Source organism: Rhizobium sp. AG207R, assembly GCF_027109195.1.
GTDB classification, from domain to species: Bacteria; Pseudomonadota; Alphaproteobacteria; order Rhizobiales; family Rhizobiaceae; genus Rhizobium; species Rhizobium dioscoreae.
Genome location: NZ_JAEPVT010000001.1, coordinates 117362 through 133299, shown reverse-complemented (window position 1 = coordinate 133299; position 15938 = coordinate 117362). Strand labels below are relative to the sequence as shown.

Annotated in this window: 15 protein-coding genes and 1 pseudogene; 3 read left to right on the top strand and 13 right to left on the bottom strand. The window is 61.5% G+C overall.

Features of this window, described 5'->3' with window-relative positions:
- Positions 1–320: 320 nt before the first annotated feature.
- Positions 321–594, top strand: a pseudogene (locus JJQ51_RS00530) (IS6 family transposase); the annotation flags it as partial.
- A 201-nt stretch (positions 595–795) separates the two neighbouring features.
- Here the strand turns inward: JJQ51_RS00530 and JJQ51_RS00525 are convergent.
- Together JJQ51_RS00525 and JJQ51_RS00520 are read right to left on the bottom strand one after the other, a co-directional pair.
- On the bottom strand, positions 796–1434 hold the full coding sequence (locus JJQ51_RS00525) for an alpha/beta hydrolase (RefSeq protein ID WP_113396020.1): 639 nt from the start codon (positions 1432–1434) through the stop codon (positions 796–798).
- 9 nt (positions 1435–1443) lie between these two features.
- Positions 1444–2400, bottom strand: a complete 957-nt coding sequence (locus tag JJQ51_RS00520; RefSeq protein ID WP_113396021.1) for a VOC family protein — start codon at positions 2398–2400, stop codon at positions 1444–1446.
- Positions 2401–2574: 174 nt separating this feature from the next.
- Between JJQ51_RS00520 and JJQ51_RS00515 the strand changes: the two genes are divergently transcribed.
- A complete protein-coding gene (locus JJQ51_RS00515) occupies positions 2575–3549 on the top strand; it encodes a LysR family transcriptional regulator (protein ID WP_113248730.1) in 975 nt (324 codons plus the stop codon).
- A gap of 94 nt (positions 3550–3643) precedes the next feature.
- Here the strand turns inward: JJQ51_RS00515 and JJQ51_RS00510 are convergent, their stop codons facing one another.
- The 9 genes from JJQ51_RS00510 to JJQ51_RS00470 all read right to left on the bottom strand — a co-directional run bounded on the left by JJQ51_RS00510 (position 3644) and on the right by JJQ51_RS00470 (position 13035).
- A complete protein-coding gene (locus tag JJQ51_RS00510; RefSeq protein WP_113396022.1) occupies positions 3644–4531 on the bottom strand; it encodes an intradiol ring-cleavage dioxygenase in 888 nt (295 codons plus the stop codon).
- Positions 4532–4540: 9 nt separating this feature from the next.
- Complete coding sequence (locus tag JJQ51_RS00505; RefSeq protein WP_269244128.1) at positions 4541–6295, bottom strand: FAD-dependent oxidoreductase; 1755 nt, start codon at positions 6293–6295, stop codon at positions 4541–4543.
- Positions 6288–7406, bottom strand: a complete 1119-nt coding sequence (locus tag JJQ51_RS00500; protein ID WP_145321099.1) for a branched-chain amino acid ABC transporter permease — start codon at positions 7404–7406, stop codon at positions 6288–6290. The genes JJQ51_RS00505 and JJQ51_RS00500 overlap by 8 nt, the downstream gene beginning before the upstream one ends.
- A gap of 1 nt (position 7407) precedes the next feature.
- On the bottom strand, positions 7408–8271 hold the full coding sequence (locus JJQ51_RS00495) for a branched-chain amino acid ABC transporter permease (protein ID WP_269244127.1): 864 nt from the start codon (positions 8269–8271) through the stop codon (positions 7408–7410).
- A complete protein-coding gene (locus JJQ51_RS00490; protein WP_269244126.1) occupies positions 8268–8978 on the bottom strand; it encodes an ABC transporter ATP-binding protein in 711 nt (236 codons plus the stop codon). Before JJQ51_RS00490 ends, JJQ51_RS00495 begins: the two co-directional genes overlap by 4 nt.
- Positions 8978–9697 carry an ABC transporter ATP-binding protein gene (locus tag JJQ51_RS00485; protein WP_269244125.1) on the bottom strand — a complete coding sequence of 240 codons (720 nt, stop codon included), beginning with the start codon at positions 9695–9697 and terminating at the stop codon, positions 8978–8980. The genes JJQ51_RS00490 and JJQ51_RS00485 overlap by 1 nt, the downstream gene beginning before the upstream one ends.
- A gap of 79 nt (positions 9698–9776) precedes the next feature.
- Complete coding sequence (locus JJQ51_RS00480; protein ID WP_269244124.1) at positions 9777–11060, bottom strand: ABC transporter substrate-binding protein; 1284 nt, start codon at positions 11058–11060, stop codon at positions 9777–9779.
- A 35-nt stretch (positions 11061–11095) separates the two neighbouring features.
- Entirely contained in the window at positions 11096–12157 is a 1062-nt protein-coding gene (locus JJQ51_RS00475) for a maleylacetate reductase (RefSeq protein ID WP_269244123.1), read from the bottom strand.
- A complete protein-coding gene (locus tag JJQ51_RS00470; RefSeq protein WP_113396030.1) occupies positions 12154–13035 on the bottom strand; it encodes a dioxygenase family protein in 882 nt (293 codons plus the stop codon). Before JJQ51_RS00470 ends, JJQ51_RS00475 begins: the two co-directional genes overlap by 4 nt.
- 79 nt (positions 13036–13114) lie before the next feature.
- Between JJQ51_RS00470 and JJQ51_RS00465 the strand changes: the two genes are divergently transcribed.
- Positions 13115–14065, top strand: coding sequence for a LysR family transcriptional regulator (locus JJQ51_RS00465; protein ID WP_269244122.1), 951 nt, complete (start codon positions 13115–13117; stop codon positions 14063–14065).
- 16 nt (positions 14066–14081) lie between these two features.
- Here the strand turns inward: JJQ51_RS00465 and JJQ51_RS00460 are convergent, their stop codons facing one another.
- Together JJQ51_RS00460 and JJQ51_RS00455 are read right to left on the bottom strand one after the other, a co-directional pair.
- Positions 14082–14678, bottom strand: coding sequence for a flavin reductase family protein (locus tag JJQ51_RS00460; RefSeq protein WP_233790218.1), 597 nt, complete (start codon positions 14676–14678; stop codon positions 14082–14084).
- On the bottom strand, positions 14675–15901 hold the full coding sequence (locus JJQ51_RS00455) for an acyl-CoA dehydrogenase (protein WP_113396033.1): 1227 nt from the start codon (positions 15899–15901) through the stop codon (positions 14675–14677). The genes JJQ51_RS00460 and JJQ51_RS00455 overlap by 4 nt, the downstream gene beginning before the upstream one ends.
- Positions 15902–15938: the final 37 nt, after the last annotated feature.

Here is a 15938-nt window from a genome sequence, read left to right as displayed (position 1 = left end):
GGGAATGACGCACGTCGAAAGTCTTCCCCTGACGCGTCGAAATTTCCACTGTGCTGACCGCCGTTCAGGGAGTCCCCTTGATCGCTACCCTGCCTACAAGGATCGTCAAGCGATACGCAGGGCATTTAGCCTGGCACCGGTAGAAATCCCCTTAGTCGTCTCCCGCAAGCGACAACGATCCGGCCAATCGTTGGAAGTGATCTCAGATGGCGCAGCTTGCTTCTTCTTACTGCTAAGTTAGCCGATAGCCCTGAAATGCCTCTGCCTTCAGTCCCTCCTACTTTTGCTCTTGAAGAGTATCGAACCGCAAATCCCTATCCATGAAGCGATGCCTGAATAAGCCGGCCCACAGGACCACCGCCCGCCAACCGACCGAAATCGTTGCCTATTCTGTCTGGCTCTGCTTCCGTTTTAATCTGAGCCTGAACGCCGTCGCGGAAACGCTGCTCGATCACGGGGTCGTCGTTTCTTATGAGACTATCCGCCGATGGTGCCGACGAAGAACATGTCTAGTATTTCGATGAAGTCGCGGTACCCGTCAATGGTCAGAAATGCTGGTTGAGGAGAGCGGTTGATCAGGATGGTTTCGTTCTGATGTCCTGCTCTAACGTTGCCGGAATGCCGACGCGGCCAAACCCTGGTGTGCTACCACGCGGCAAGACCGGGAAGGGTAGCTCCAGCACGGTGCTCAATTGAAGGTTTGTCCGTTTGTTGGCGGAGTCTAAATATCCTCCGCTTGCACATTCCTCGCGAACATCATCATAATTTTTCAAAGGAGCAGTGCATATTACAGTGCTACGCGATCACCGCCGGCATCTGCGAGAGCAAATTGTCGAACTCGCCAATTTCCTGGGCCGACACCTCATGGGCACGATCGGGCAAGACCTCGCAACGTAAGCTCGCCCGTGCTCGGGCAAGACTTTCGGCAGCTTCGGCAAAGGCCCCGACTGGTATCCAAGGATCCTTGTCGGACCCGGTTAGATAAACCGGCATGCGATCAAGGTCCGCAAAGGGTCTGTCGCACTCCGAGGTGCCAACACGGCAACCAGTAAGATTGACCATGGCACCCCGCCATGGTCCATATTTCATCGCATATTCCAAAGCCAGGCACGCACCCTGACTGAAGCCTCCGATCACCAGCGGCGTCCCATGACGGCGATAAGTCAGGTCGCCTGTGATGCCACGTAGATAAGCCAGGGAGTCTTCCAGTTCCTTCCGCGTTGTCGATGTCAGCCGCTCCGTCGCCCGCGCTCCGTACCAGCTCTTGCCGGTGGCGCGCGGTAGAATAAAGGCCACGCCCGATGCTTTGAGCCTGGCGATCACCTGCTGGTGCATGTCTTCGGGCGACTGGGTACGCCCATGGATGAAGATGCAGTGGACTTGGGCCTCCTCGGGCGTAGCGCCGAGCAGGAGAGATTCATGATGCATCGCCATTGCCCCGGCTCAGAAGTTCGCCGGTTCCAGGCCGGCGATCAGCTCTTCGCGACGGTTCTCGAACCACGGCGGGAAGACCAGCGTGGTGCCGATACGGTCGGCCGGCTCGTCAAGCGCCCAACCGCCCTCGACCGACCAGGCAATCTCAAACAGCGCGCCGCCCGGTGAGCGGACGTAGCAGGACTTGAAATAGTTACGATCCTTCTGGTCGGAAACGTCCGTGAACCCCAAACCCTCCAGATGCGCCTTCAGCTGCAGCTGGTTCTGTTCGTCGCCAGTGTTCAGCGCCAGATGATGAATGGTACCGCCAGCAAGCGTCCAAGTGCCCTGCGGGCTATTTGCTTCATGCAGGATTTCGACCATGCTGTTGGGACCGTTTGCGTTCGGGACGGAGAACATCAGTCCCTCATTGCTGTCAGCCTCCTTTTTCATCGACAGGCCAACTGTCAGGAAGTCATCCATGGCGGTGCGATCGAACACGGCAATCGCCGCGCCGTAAATGCCCTTGATACCATGCTCCGCCGTAACGCCTTGCGCCTCGTTGACGATGGGCGGCCGGTTGTCTGCAGGGCTTTCGACAAGTTCATGCGGAATGCCGCAAGGGTGTTTGAAGGCCACGCGCGCGATACCGAAGCGCGATATTTTCTTAGCCTCGATACCACGGGCATTGAGCCGCTCGACCCAATAGCCGGACGCGCCGGCAGGGATCGCCTGCTGGATGATCTTCGACTGGTTCGTTCCACGTCGGCCAAAAACGGCGGGCTTACGGAACGGAAAGGTCGTGATGATCGTCGAAGCCTCGCCGCTGCGGGATCCGTAATAGAGGTGATAGACGGGGATGGTGCCGTCGAACAGCACGGTGCGTTTGACCGAATAAAGGCCGAGCGCTTTGGTATAAAAATCGTAATCCTCTTGCACGCCATCGGTGCAAAGGGTCAAATGATGATAGCCGCTGACAAGTGCCATCGTTCTCCTCCCGTGAAACAATCGATCGTCCCGGGGCGCGGCCCTCCTCCGCTTTCTCCCCGTCGATTGGCAATCAGGATCTCAGCCGCTTGCCAATCACTCAACACTTGCAAAATATAGCCGATCTAAAACGACTGTTGATGAGATTGTTCATAAATACTATAGCATTTTGCTATGAAGATTGTGGAACATCACCTTGTTCAGCTTGCCGCCGTCATCGAAACCGGAGGCGTGACGGAAGCCGCTGCCATGCTTGGCATGACACAGTCGGCCGTGTCGCGGACCATCTCCATCCTCGAAAAGCGTGTAGGTGAGCCGCTGTTCGTTTCCGGGCGCCGGCCGATGCAGCCGACGCCCCTTGGCGAACAGCTTGGCCTGCAAGGCAAGGCTATTCTCGCGTCCTCGCGCAAGGCGATGGAAATCATCCGCAGCTTCAAGTCGGGTTCGTTCGGCCGCGTGCGGATCGGCGGCGTTCCTTTCTTCATGGATGCGGTTGTCTCGCCCATGATCGCCTCGTTCCAGCACGATGAACCGGGGATCATGGTGCACCAGTCTTACGGCAACTATTCCGACCTTGTAAGCGAGCTCGAATCCGGCCAGATCGATGTCGCGGTTACACCGACGGGCTCCACCGACCTTCGCGCTGACCAGCAGTTCGAACCACTGCTGCCTGCGCGAAACGTGCTGGCCTGCGGTGCGGGCCATCCGCTGATGCGCAAACGCAATCTGGCGACGGAGGACATCCTCAATTATCCATGGGTCGCTCCTCTGCCCGGCTCGCCGCTGGTACTGGACCTGCACAATATTCTGCTCACGCTGGGAATTGAGGAAGTTTCGATCCGTTACGCCGGAGGCTCCCTGATGAGCGTCTTGAACTATCTGGTCGGAACGGACGCCCTGGCAATCCTGCCGCTTTCCGTCGCTCACTCGTTCCGGCGTGAAAACAGGATTAGCGTCATTCCGCTTGACATCCCGCAGCCGCAGCGCGCGCTCGGGATTATGACGAGAACGAAGCCCTATTCAAATCCGGCCGCCCGCAAGCTTATTGGACATCTGCGACGCGAATTCTCCGAGCTGCGCCGGTCGGTCGAAAAGCACGAGCAGGAAATCCGCTGGGCCCACGGCCCTTTCATGGCCGAGCGTGAATGAAAGGGTCCGGCCCGAGCGGCCGTCGCCGCAATCGGCTGCGTGAGGCCGAAGCACAGGTTGTCGCGCTCCGGCCTTTTCGCGTCGCCGGCAAAGCCTAGCCCGGTTTCGAGGGTGCCAGCACGAAATCGTATTCGACCTCCCAGAACCAGCCCGGAAACTCCAGCTCGTGAGCCCGCGCCGCATCGTCGACGCGTTTGAATTCGGCCAGCAGGCTTTCCTTGACGCCGAAGACGGCGTCGGAGTTGATATAGGGATCGTGGGGGTCGAATATATGTGTCGTCAGCGTCTCGAACCCCTCGGCCTTGAGGATGAAATGCAGGTGGGCCGGGCGATAGGGATGGCGGCCGAGTCCCGCCAGGAGCTTGCCGACCGTGCCGTCATCGGGGATCGGATAGAACTTCGGCTTGACCGCCCGGAACCAGTAGCGGCCGTCCGCGCCGGTGCGGAACACGCCGCGCAGATTGAAATCGGGCTGAATGCCCTTCTGCTGCACGTCGTAGAAACCTTCATCGTTGGCCTGCCAGACGTCGAGCACGGCATTGGCAACGGGTCGGCCGTCGATATCGAGAATGCGGCCATGAATGACCATATCCTCGCCTTTCTGATCGAGGCAGATATTGGCCCCCATCGGCAATTCGGGCGCGTCCGCGACATGGAATGGTCCAAGCACGGTCGATTCCGACGCACCCGACGGTTTGCGGTTGTTGATCGCATCGACAAGCATCGACACGCCGAGCACGTCCGAAAGCAGGATGAATTCCTGCCGCCACTCGTTGCAGAGATGACCGGTCTGGGTCAGGTACATGATCGCCTTGAACCATTCATCCTGCGTCGGCTCGATTTCCTTGACCGCCTCGTGCAGCTTGCGCGTGATGACCTCGATCACCTGCTTCAGCCGCGGATCACGCGCATTGGCATTGCGCCCGGTGACGACCTCGACGGAGTTCTCCTCCGTGAAAAATCCCTTTTCATGCGTTTCCATAGCGAAATCTCACAAAGCTAGAACAAAGGACAGTGCACGACGAAGCTCCGCCATGGGATCCCGGGCGATGGTTTCGCGGCGCCAGCAGACATGTTGGTCGGGTCGAACAAGCACGACGCCGCTGTCACGGACCTCGCGCAGATTGGCCCAGTCGCCGGTCAGATCCTGCCAACGCTGGCGCGGCCCGATGATATGTGCCTCGATGTCAAGGCCAAGCTCACGGCCGAGCAGCTTTGCAGCCTCGACCCAACCGCGGCCGCCAATGCCGGTGAGCACCGTAAAGCGGCCCTTACCGCAAAGATCGAGCGTCGAAGCCTTGGCGCCGTCATCGGCAAAGATCCAGGCATGCGGCAGCCGCGCACCCGGCCAGGTAGTCGGCTGGTAGTGCAACTCCGCATCTTTCTCAAAGGCCGGCTCGGGCTCACCGTCGGCGAGAACGGCATCCGAGCGATAACGCTGGTTCATTTCGACGCCGTGGGCATCGAATTCATAGACCTTGGCTGCGATCGCCTGACGGATGGCAGCGCGCTGTGTTTCGGCTGCCGGCGTATCGTCGCAGCGTGAATCCATGTTCTGCTGCATTTTCACGGGGTCGATGGAATCGAGTAGGCCAAGCGCCTTGAAGATCGGCCCGAACTCCTCGATCGACTTGTTGGCTCTGGTCACGATCTGCTTGGCGATCGGCGCGCGCTCGCGCTGGTAGCTGTCGAGCAAAGCGGGACCAGCCTTGCCTTTCAACACATAACTGAGTTTCCACGCGAGATTGAAAGCATCCTGGATCGACGTATTGGAACCCAGTCCGTTCGACGGCGGATGCCGATGGGTGGCATCACCCATGCAGAAGACCCGGCCGTTCTGCATCGTCGTTGCATAGAGATTATTGACGGTCCAGGTCGAAACCGACTGGATTTCCACCGCCAGCTCGTGGTCCCCGACGAGGTCGCGCACCACCTTGGTGGCGAAGGCCGTGTCTACATCCGGCGCCGGCTGGTTGATGTCGTATCCCCAGACGATCAGCCATTCATTCCATGGTCGAACCATGCGCACCAGGCCCATGCCGATGCCGCCGACGTCAGCGCCCGGCTGGACGACCCAGTAGAGCACCGAGGGACGATGGGCGACGTATTTCGAAAGATCGGCTTTAAAGAGAATATTCATCGATCCGCCGACGCCCATACGGCCCTCGAAGCTGAGCCCTGCATCTTCAGCCACCTTGGAATTGCCGCCGTCGGCGCCAATCAGGTATTTGGACCGGACCGTGAGCTCCGCGCCTGTGAGCCTGTCGCGGCAGGTCGTCGTTACGCCGTCGGCGTCCTGCTTGTGGCGAATATATTCGGTCGACATCCGCGCCTGCGCGCCGCGCGAACATGCCGTCTTGAAAAGCAACGGCTCCATGAAGGTCTGGGGCAGATCGTTCATGTGCGAGGGGGACGACAGCTGATGCTCGGCCCGGCTGACCGGATGCGTTCCCCAACTGCGCATACGCCCGATCTCTTCGCCGGCAAGCGAGGTGCAAAAGACGTTCTGACCCATCAAATCCTGCCCGGTGGCAAAGAGATAGGCCTCGTCCTCGACATCCCTTCCAAGATCGCGCAAAACCTCCATCGTGCGCTGGTTGGTGATATGCGCGCGCGGCGTGTTGGCCAGCCAGCGGTAGCGGTTGATGACCATAGTCTCGACGCCGTAGCTGGCAAGCAGTGCCGCTGAGCCCGAGCCGGCAGGGCCCGTCCCTATGATCAAAACGTCGGTATTGATGTCAGCCATGCGGCCCTCCCTTGATAGTCTTGGTCAATGGTCCACCGGCAAGGATGCGGCGAACGGGAAAAAGTTGAAGTCCGGTGCGCTCGGCAAAGAGGCCCCACAATCCGCGCGGGGCAAACAGCATGACGGCAATGCCGAGAAGGCCGAGAACGAGCAGATACCAAGAGCCGTAATCGGCAAAGAGCTTCTGCAGAATGAAGAAGACGATGACGCCGACGATCGGTCCCTCGATCGTACCGATGCCGCCAATGACGACGATGAAGATCACATAGGCGGTCCAGTCGGTGACCGAAAAGGCGGCGTCCGGCGAGATGCGTGCCTTTTGCAGGTAGATGAGCGCGCCGGTCAGGCCCGTGACGAAGGCAGTGGCGAGATAGACGGCAAATTTAATGCGGTTTGGATCGATGCCGACCGATCTTGCCGCCTCGCGGTTGTCACGCACGGCGGCAAGCCCCAATCCCTGCTTGGAACGCAATAGCCGATAGGCAAAGCCGATGGCGGCAAACGCCAGCAAAAGCGCCAGCCAATAGCACACCATATCCGCGGCCTGGGCCGGCCGCACGCCGAGCCATTCGGCAGCAAAGCGGGCACCCGGCAAATCGCGCGTGATACCGGAAGGCAGCGATGTTCCCGTGCCGCCGCCGAGCGCCTTCCATTGCGCCAGGGACAGCCGCGTTACCTCGGCGATAACCCAGGTACCGATCGCGAAATAGGCACCGTGTAACCGGAAGACGAAAAAGGCCGTCGGCACGGAAAGCATCATGGCGGCAAGCCCGCCGAGCACGATCGCGACAACAGGATTGAGCCCGCTGAGGATGACGGCAGCGGACATGACGTAGGCCCCGAAGCCGACGAAGGCCTGCTGGCCGACCGAAACGAGCCCGGCATAGCCGGCAAGCAGGTTCCAGCATTGCGCGAGCGTCAACATCGTCAGGATGAAGAACAGGTCCTGAAGTGCGGCGCGTGGCACGAAAAAGGGAGCGGCAACGCCTGCTGCGACCATCGCAACGACGAGAATCACCGCAAACGACGAGGCGCGGTTGCGCGTCGATACGGTCCAGCTGGGCGGCGGCGCGGGCGAAGCGGAATCGGAGGAAAGCCTGTCATACACCATGTCAGTCCACCGCCCTTGGAAAAAGCCCGCGCGGGCGGACCAACAGCACGAGAAGAAACGCAACATGGCCCGCAAGGATCTGCCATTCGGGGTTGACGGCTGCGCCCATCGTTTGCGCGACGCCGATGATCACGCCGCCGGCGAGCGTACCCCAGAAGGAGCCGAGCCCGCCGATGATGACCGCCTCGAAGGCGTAGATCAGCCGCGCCGGACCCATGGTTGGGTCGAAATTGGCGCGCGTGCCGAGAAAGAGGGCCGCAATCGTTACTACCACCATTGCGAGCCCCGTCGCGGTCGCGAAGATGCGGTCGGAGCGGATGCCCATGAGGCCCGCCGTGGCGCGATCGTCGGAGGTGGCGCGGAAGGCGCGGCCAAGGCTCGTCTTGTAGAAGACGAGGTTCAGTCCGACGATAACGGCAACCGCCGCCAGAAAAGTCAGGAGCGGCATAGTGCCGACACTGACCGGACCGAATTTGAGAGACGCGGTTTCCAGCGCGCCCACCGAAACGCGGCGGCTATCGGCGGAAAAGCCTTCCAACAGCGCGTTCTGGATAACGACCGAAAGGCCGAAGGTGACAAGCAGCGGCGGCAGGATGTCGTCTCCGATGGTGCGATTGAGCACGAGGAACTGCAGGGCCCAGCCGACCACATACATCACCGGAACGGCGACGAGAGCCGCAACGAAGGGATTGAGCCCGAGCGCGCTGACCAGCACCAGAAGCAGGAAGGCGGCTAGGACGATAAGATCGCCATGCGCGAGATTGACCAGCCGCATGATGCCGAAAACGAGGCTCAGGCCGGCCGCGAACAGCGCGTACAGACCGCCAAGCAGAATGCCTTGTATGATCGTGTCGAACCAGTTCATCCCGTATGCGCTCCGAAATAGGCAGAATGGATGTCGGTGCGGCTAATTGCGTCCGGCGTTCCGGTCAGCGTCACGCGTCCCTCCATCATGCAATAGAGACGGTCTGCCACCTTGAGTGCCTGGCCGATATCCTGTTCGACAATCACGATGGCTGCGCCCTCGGCGCGGATTTTGGGAAAGGCTGCGTAGATATCGCGGATCACCACCGGTGCCAGGCCCAGGCTGATTTCGTCGCAGAGCAACACCCTCGGATTGGACATCAGCGCCCGGCCGATCGCGACCATCTGCTGCTGGCCGCCCGATAGCGCGGTGCCGGAATTGCCGCGCCTCTCCTTCAAGACCGGAAAGAGCTCGTATATTGTCTCAAGCGTCCACGCCCCTTTGACGCTGCGCCCATATTTGCCGATCAGCAGATTTTCCTCCACCGTGAGCGACGGGAAGAGCCTGCGACCTTCCGGCACCATGGCGACACCGAGCGCCATGACCTCTGGCGCCGGCAGTGCGCCGATCGGCCTGCCATCGAAACTGATCTGGTCGGGCTCGTTGGCGAGCATGCCCGAAATCGAGCGCATCAGCGTGGATTTGCCGGCGCCGTTTGCGCCGATGATCGCCAAAGTCTCACCGGCATCAAGCGTGATGTCGACCCCGAAGAGCGCCTGGAAGTCGCCGTAGAAAGCCGTGAGGCCCCGTGTTTCAAGAAGAGCCATCAGACGTCAATCCCGAGATAGATCTGGCGGACCGCCTGCGATTCCATGATTTCGGCCGGCCTGCCGAGGCCGACCACCTTGCCGAAATTTAGGACGAGAAGACGGCTCACTACGGAGTTGAGGGCATGCAGCACGTGCTCGACCCAGATGATGGCGACACCGGCTCCGTGGATCGTCCGGATCGTCTCCACCAGCTCCCCACACTCGCCCTCCGTCAGGCCGCCGGCGATCTCGTCCAGCAGCAGCACCTTGGGTTCTGTCGCCAGCGCCCGAGCAAGTTCGAGGCGTTTGCGCTGGAGTAGGCCGAGACTGCCGGCAACTTGGTTGGCGCGCGCGATCAGCCCGGTGTTTACCAGAATATCCGCGCAGCGCTCCGACACCTCCCGCTCCGTCTTTCGCGATCCGTAGGCGGCAGCGACCAGAAGGTTTTCGAAAACGGTTAGCTGCTGGAAGGGCTGCGGGATCTGGAATGTGCGGCCGATCCCTACCAGGCATCGCGCCATCGGCGGCTGGCACGTCACGTCTTCGTCGCGATAGATAATCCGCCCCTCATCGACGCGCAGATTGCCGCTGATGAGATTGAACAGGGAGGATTTTCCCGCACCGTTTGGCCCGATGATGCCGAGCGCCTCTCCGCTCTCCAGTGCAAACGACACTCCATCCGCGACCTTCAGGGCGCCGAAGCTCTTCGAAACGTTTTCGAGGGCAAGTATGACCATCGTCTTCCTGATTGGTGTCCGTTTCGTCCTTCGCCGAATCCGGCGCATGACCGCCTCCGGGCCGAACCCGGTCAAGGCATCACGCCGAGGCGATCGGCTCCATCTTGCCGCCTGTGGGAATATTGAGAGCGGTCCTGTTGTCGGTGATGACAAGATCGTAGCCGCCGCCGTCCTTCAATCTCCACTGGCCACCAACGAGCGGTGTTTTGGCCACGTTCTTCGCGGCAAAAGGCGGGACATTAGCACCGTCCCAGGCGACCGGGCCAACGATCGTGTCCAGCTTGGTTGCCGCGATCGCCTTGATCACTGCCGCGCCGTCCGTCGGGTCCGCCCGCTTCATGACATCCGCGGCCAGCTCGAAGAGCGCGTGAACGAAGCCGATCGGCTGCGTCCAGGGCCGACCTGTGGCTTTGGTGAAGCCTGCGGCAAGTTCCGCGGCGCTCTCTCCCGTCAGCGAAGATTTGAACGGATGGCTGGCCGACCACCAGACCTCGCAGGACAGGTTGTGACCACTCTTGCCCAAAGCCTCAAGAGCTTGCGGGAATAGGATGGCTTTGCCGATGGAGGCGATCTTCGGATGGAAACCCTGCTGCTTGGCCTGGTTCCAGAAGGTGGTGAAATCAGGCGGGATCATGACGCCTGTGATGACCTCGCAGTTGCCCGACTTGAAGGCATTGATCTGCGCGGAAAAATCATCGGTCAGGTTCTGGTAGCGACCGGGATCGGCAAGGGTGTAGCCGCCTTTTTCGAGAACCGGCGGGAAACCGACCACTTTATCGCCCCAGGCATTGCCGTCCCCGTCGTTCGGGAAGAGGCCGCCCACCTTCTTGTTGGTTTCCAGCTGCTGCCACATGTTGGTGTAGACAGCGATCACATCCTCCAGGCCCCAGAAGAAATGAAAAGTGCTGTTGAAGGGCTTCCATGATGAGGGGTCGCCTGGATTGGCCTGCTGACCGATGAACCAGGGCTGCCAGGGCGCGGCCGTCGAGATGCAGGGCATCTCTTCCGCCTCGCAGGTAGTGGCGACCGGATTGGTGGTTTCCGGCGTCGATGCGACGAGCACGAGATTGACCTCGTCCTTGACGATCAGCTCCTTGGCGACTTCGGCGGCGCGGTTCGGGTTGGACTGGCTGTCCTTGACTACAATTTCGTAATTGAGCCCGGCGGCCTTCGTCTTGGCCAGGAAGCCATCGAGGATGAACTTGTCGGCCTCGGCGAAAGCGGCAAGCGGACCGGTCTGCGGGCTGACATAACCGAGCTTGATCGCCGCTCCCTTGGCGATCGCGGGCATGGCAAGGCTGGATGTCGCCGCGAGCGCGCCGGTCGCCGCCGCGGTTTTCAGCAGGTCACGTCTCGTAAACATTTTGGTTTCCTCCTCCCAAAGTAAACACAAGCGTTTTAGAGTGGTGGGCGTTCTCCCGCCCAGGCGTCCTGAAGCAGCGCGCGGATCGAGGCTCGGTTGATCGGCCGCGGATTGGCATAAGGGTTGCGTGTCGCGATTTCGGCGGCGCGGTCGAGATCGCTCTCGGTGAGGCCGAAATCCTTCAGCGCCAGCGGCGAGCCGACGGATCTGGCGAAATCGTAGAGCCCCTGGCCCGGCGTGCCGCCGAAAATGCTCCCGATCGGCGCAAGCAGCTCCGGCACTGCGGCGGCATTGAAGCCGATCGTGTGCGGCAGCATGATCGCATGCGTCTCCGCATGCGGCGTGTCGAAACTGCCGCCCAGCGTGTGGCAGATCTTGTGATGCAGCGACATCGAAATCTGCCCAAGCACGGTGCCGCAGAGCCAAGCGCCGTAGAGTGCCTTTTCCCGCGCCTCGGCATCGCGCGGCGTCTTGACGATCACGGGTAGCGCTTCGGCAAATGCGCGCATGCCCTCGATCGCAATTATGGTGGTAATGGGGTTGCGATCATCGGCATAAAGACCTTCGGCGGCATGCGCGATGGCGTTGAGGCCGCTGGTGACGCTCATGGCAACAGGCAGGCCAAGCGTCAGGTCGGGGTCATAGATGACCACCTCCGGCACGATCTTCGGGCTGCGAACCGTCGTCTTGATGCCGCCTTCCGTCTGACCGAGGATCGGCGTTATTTCCGAACCGGCATAGGTGGTCGGGATGACGATCTGATGAATGTCGGTACGGTAGGCCATCGCCTTGCCAAGACCGGTGGTCGAGCCGCCGCCAAGCGAGACGACGCAATCGGCCTGAAGTGCGGCCGCGCGCGCCAAGGCCTTCTCGGTGACATCGACCGGGGTGTGCATCGTGGCGCCTGCAAACGTGCCGACTGCAAGCGCGCCAATCCGCGCGGCCAGCGCCTCGCCGTCGGCTGCCTGCTGCGGCGTCGTCAGCACCAGCGCGCGGCGGCAGCCCAGCGTCTCGATCCATTGGGCGACGCCGGCGCTCGCTCCGGAAGCAAAGACGACGCGTGTCGAATGCGGCTGATAGGAAAAATCGAGTGTCATGCCGACCTGCGCTCCTCTCGCGCCCGCACCATTATGAAGGTGAAATCGAGCGACCAGCAATTGCCTTTGACCGGCGTCGGGCCTTCAATGCCGCCAACCGGCAGGAAGGTGCCGACCAGTTCCTGTTTGACGCCGAACAATGCGTCCTGTGACAGATGCGGATCGCGCCCATCATAGACGTGGGTACTGATCGTCTCGAAGCCGGGTGCCGTGATCGTAAAATGGAGATGCGCCGGGCGGCGCAGCGGATAGCCGATCGCATGCAGCGTCCGTCCGACCGGTCCGTCGCAGGGCACGGCATAACCGCCCGGTCGAACCGTCCTATAGGAAAAGCCGCCATCTATATCAGTGCTGAAAACGCCACGCAGATTGAACTCCGGCTGGAGATCCGGCTGCTGGTTCTCGTAAAACCCTTCCGCATTGGCCTGCCATGTCTCGACCTTCGCGCCGACGACGGGATTTCCATCGAGATCGGTCACGCGGGCATTGACCAGCAACGGGTCGCCAATGCCGTCGAGCGATATATCCGCGCCCGACACAAGCCGGGGTGCATCGGCGCGATAGAACGGGCCGCGCACGGTGTTGGGCGTAGCGCCCTTCGGGCGGCGGGTGTTGATCTCCTCCACCAGCGCCGTCACGCCGAAAAGATCGGAGAGCAACACCCATTCCTGCCGTTTGTGGTCACTTACGTGACCGACTTCGGTCAGAAATTCGATGGCGTGTCGCCAATCCGCATGGGTCGGCCGCGTTTCCTTAATGGCCTGATGGATATGTCCGACCAGCGCGGTGAGGAAGGCCGGCAGCGGTCCGGCGCACTGCGCCAGTCGCTCTGCCACAAGCGCAGCCGAATCCGCTTCTGTAAAAGACATGATCACCATGGCACCTCCTCAACCGTACGTTACCAGCTCCAAACGTAGCAGTTGATGATTTTTCTGCAGTTTAATATACCTTATTGCTATGAAGATGGATGAACGACACCTGATACAGCTTGCCGCCGTCGTACAGGCCGGTGGCGTCACGGAGGGAGCGGCCCTGCTGGGGCTCACGCAGCCGGCGGTGTCGCGTACCCTTGGCATGCTGGAAAAGCGGCTCGGCGAACCGTTGTTCGTCAAGGGCCGCCGGCCGTTGCAGCCGACCCCGCTGGGCAGGGCGCTCGCCGACCACGGTCAAGCCATGCTGGTGGCTGCGCGCAAGGCCTCGTCGCTTGTCGACGGCTTCCGACACGGACGGACGGGCGTAGTGCGCGTCGGCGGCACGCCCTTCTTCATGGATGCGCTGATCTCCGGCATGATCGCCGAGTTCCAGAATGCCACACCGGACGTGCGCATCGAGCAGAGCTACGGCTACCTGCCGGATCTGCGGGCGGCGATCGACGCCGATCGCATCGACCTCGCCATTTGCCCGATCGACGTGCTGGACGAGGGCTCCGGGATGCGCTTCCAGGAACTGCTTCCTGGCCGCAATGTCGTCGCCTGCCGTGTAACCCACCCCCTTCTCCTGAGGCACAAGCTCGCGCCTGCGGAACTCCTCGACTATCCATGGATTGCCCCGCCCACCGGCAGCCCGCTGTTTGCCGATCTGCACAGTCTCGTCCTCTCGCTCGGCGCCACCGAGGCGAAGATCCGCTATTCCGGCGGCTCGCTGGTGAGCGCAATCAACTATCTGAAGGCGAGCGATGCGCTCACCATCCTGCCGCACAGCGTCGTTTTCGCCTATCGCAATGACAAGTCGATCACGGCACTGCCGGTCAATATTCCTCATCCCGAGCGCGCGCTCGGTCTCCTGCGGCGCACCGAGGAAATCCGTGTCCCGGCAGTCGAGGCCTTCTGCGCCCATATTCGCAAGAGCTTCGAAAACCTCAGGCACCTGATCAAGCGCCATGAGCAGGCGGTGATCTGGAGCCTGTGACGGCTCATGACGTTCTTCAAAATGTTGCAGAATCGTCCGGCCATAGGAACAACGGCGCCAAGCCGGCATCGGCCATCGGGCGCAGTCCGTGCCAGGCGCGGTTGGCATAGACCAAGGCGTCATCCCGGCGCTCCTCGTGCGCCCCAGGAGAGGCCTCAAGGAGTTCGGCTGAGACCAGACAGGCGCCGGGGAGCGGAAACAGTCCGCGAACCGCTGCCCGGAACCAGAGGCCGACATCCGGATAATAAGGTTCGCCGCTTTCGAACCGCGCCCAGCGCACATCAGGCCCGAAACGATCCCTGCCGCTGGTGGCGCAGAGCCGGGCAAGCTCCCTATCGCTGCGTCGCACGAAATGCACGACCACCGTCTGCGCCCGACGCACGGCGTGCGCGCTGGAGGAATTATCCGACAGCGAGAAAGCCACCATCGGCGGCGAGGCACTGATTGAGATTAGCGAGCTTACCGTCAGGGCCACCGGCCCGTCACCCGGATCGGCGGTGATGATGGCAACGCCCGCCGGATGGTGGCGGAAGGCCATCATGAAAGCCTCCGTCACGCCGGCAGCGACCGTCGCCGGAGCTTCACGCTCCTGCTTTCCGGACTGCGCCATCATTTCTTCTCCACCAGGTCGTAGAACTGCCAGACGCGATCGCTCCACAGCCCGCCGATCTCGCGGCCGGCGGCACCGACAATGTTGGTGTTGATCGTGAAATGGTTGGCCGCCACCAGCATCTCGCGGTAAGTGCGCTGCATCACGCCGTCGCGCAGCGACGCACCACCGGCTGCGCGGTAGACGAAGTGGCAGGCATCGACGCCCGCCTCGTGCACTTCCGACTTGGCGAGATGCACGAGGGTGATCTGCCGCGTAGATACCCGGTTCCCCGCCTCGATCGAGGCCTCCACGTCGCGCCAGACCTCAAACAAGAAGGCGCGGGCGGCGCGCGCGCGAGCTTCCGCACGGCCGTAATCGAACCAGAATTTATCGCTCTCGCCGAGCATGCCGGCGCGACCGGTTTTGGTCACGGCGAACTTGGCCATTTCATCGAGCATGCGGCGGGATGCGCCGATCGCCCAGCCCGAATGGCCGATGGCAGCCAGCCCGACGACGCCGAGGCTGAAGAATTCCTTCTGGCGCTGCGGCTCGGCGGTCATGATCGGGAAAACCATGTCGTCGGCGATGAAGACATCCTTGGCGTCGTAGTCGATGCTGCCGGTTCCCTGCAGGCCGAGCACGTTCCAATTGCCGAGCAGTCCATGCTCGCCGACCGGCGCGTGGGCGCACAGCACCACGACGTTACCATTCTCATCCTTGGCCGGATGGCCGTTGCCGTCGTCGAGCAGGGCGGCGGTATGGGTGAACGTGGCGTGGTGAATACCGCTTGCATAGGACCATTTGCCGTTCAACAAATAGCCGCCATCGACCTTCTTCAGCATGCCGGTCGGTGTGCCCTGACCCGAAAAGCGGTTGTCGGTGCCACCGCCGAAGAGCCGTGAGATCGCGGTGTCGGGCAGGAAGGCGGCGGACATCGCCCCGATGCAGGCATGCACCATCGACACCCAGCCGGCAGCGCCGCTGTGGTAGGTGATGGCCTCGATCAACTGCAGGCCTTGTGTCGGCGAAAGCTGTGCGCCGCCGAGTTCTTCGGTCGCGAAGATGTGCGACATACGAAGCGGCTTCAGCGCCTCGAAAGTAGGCTCATTCAGCCTACCGAGCTTTTCGGTAGCCACGGCATTCTCTTCAAGAATCGGGCCGATCTTGCTGATATGCTCGAGAAGGCTGGCGAAGTTTGTCTTGGTGCCCCAATACCCGGCGCCATGTTTCAAAGGTGCGTTCATCTGTTCCTCCTGACAATCTGGTGTGTTCTCGCGGCAA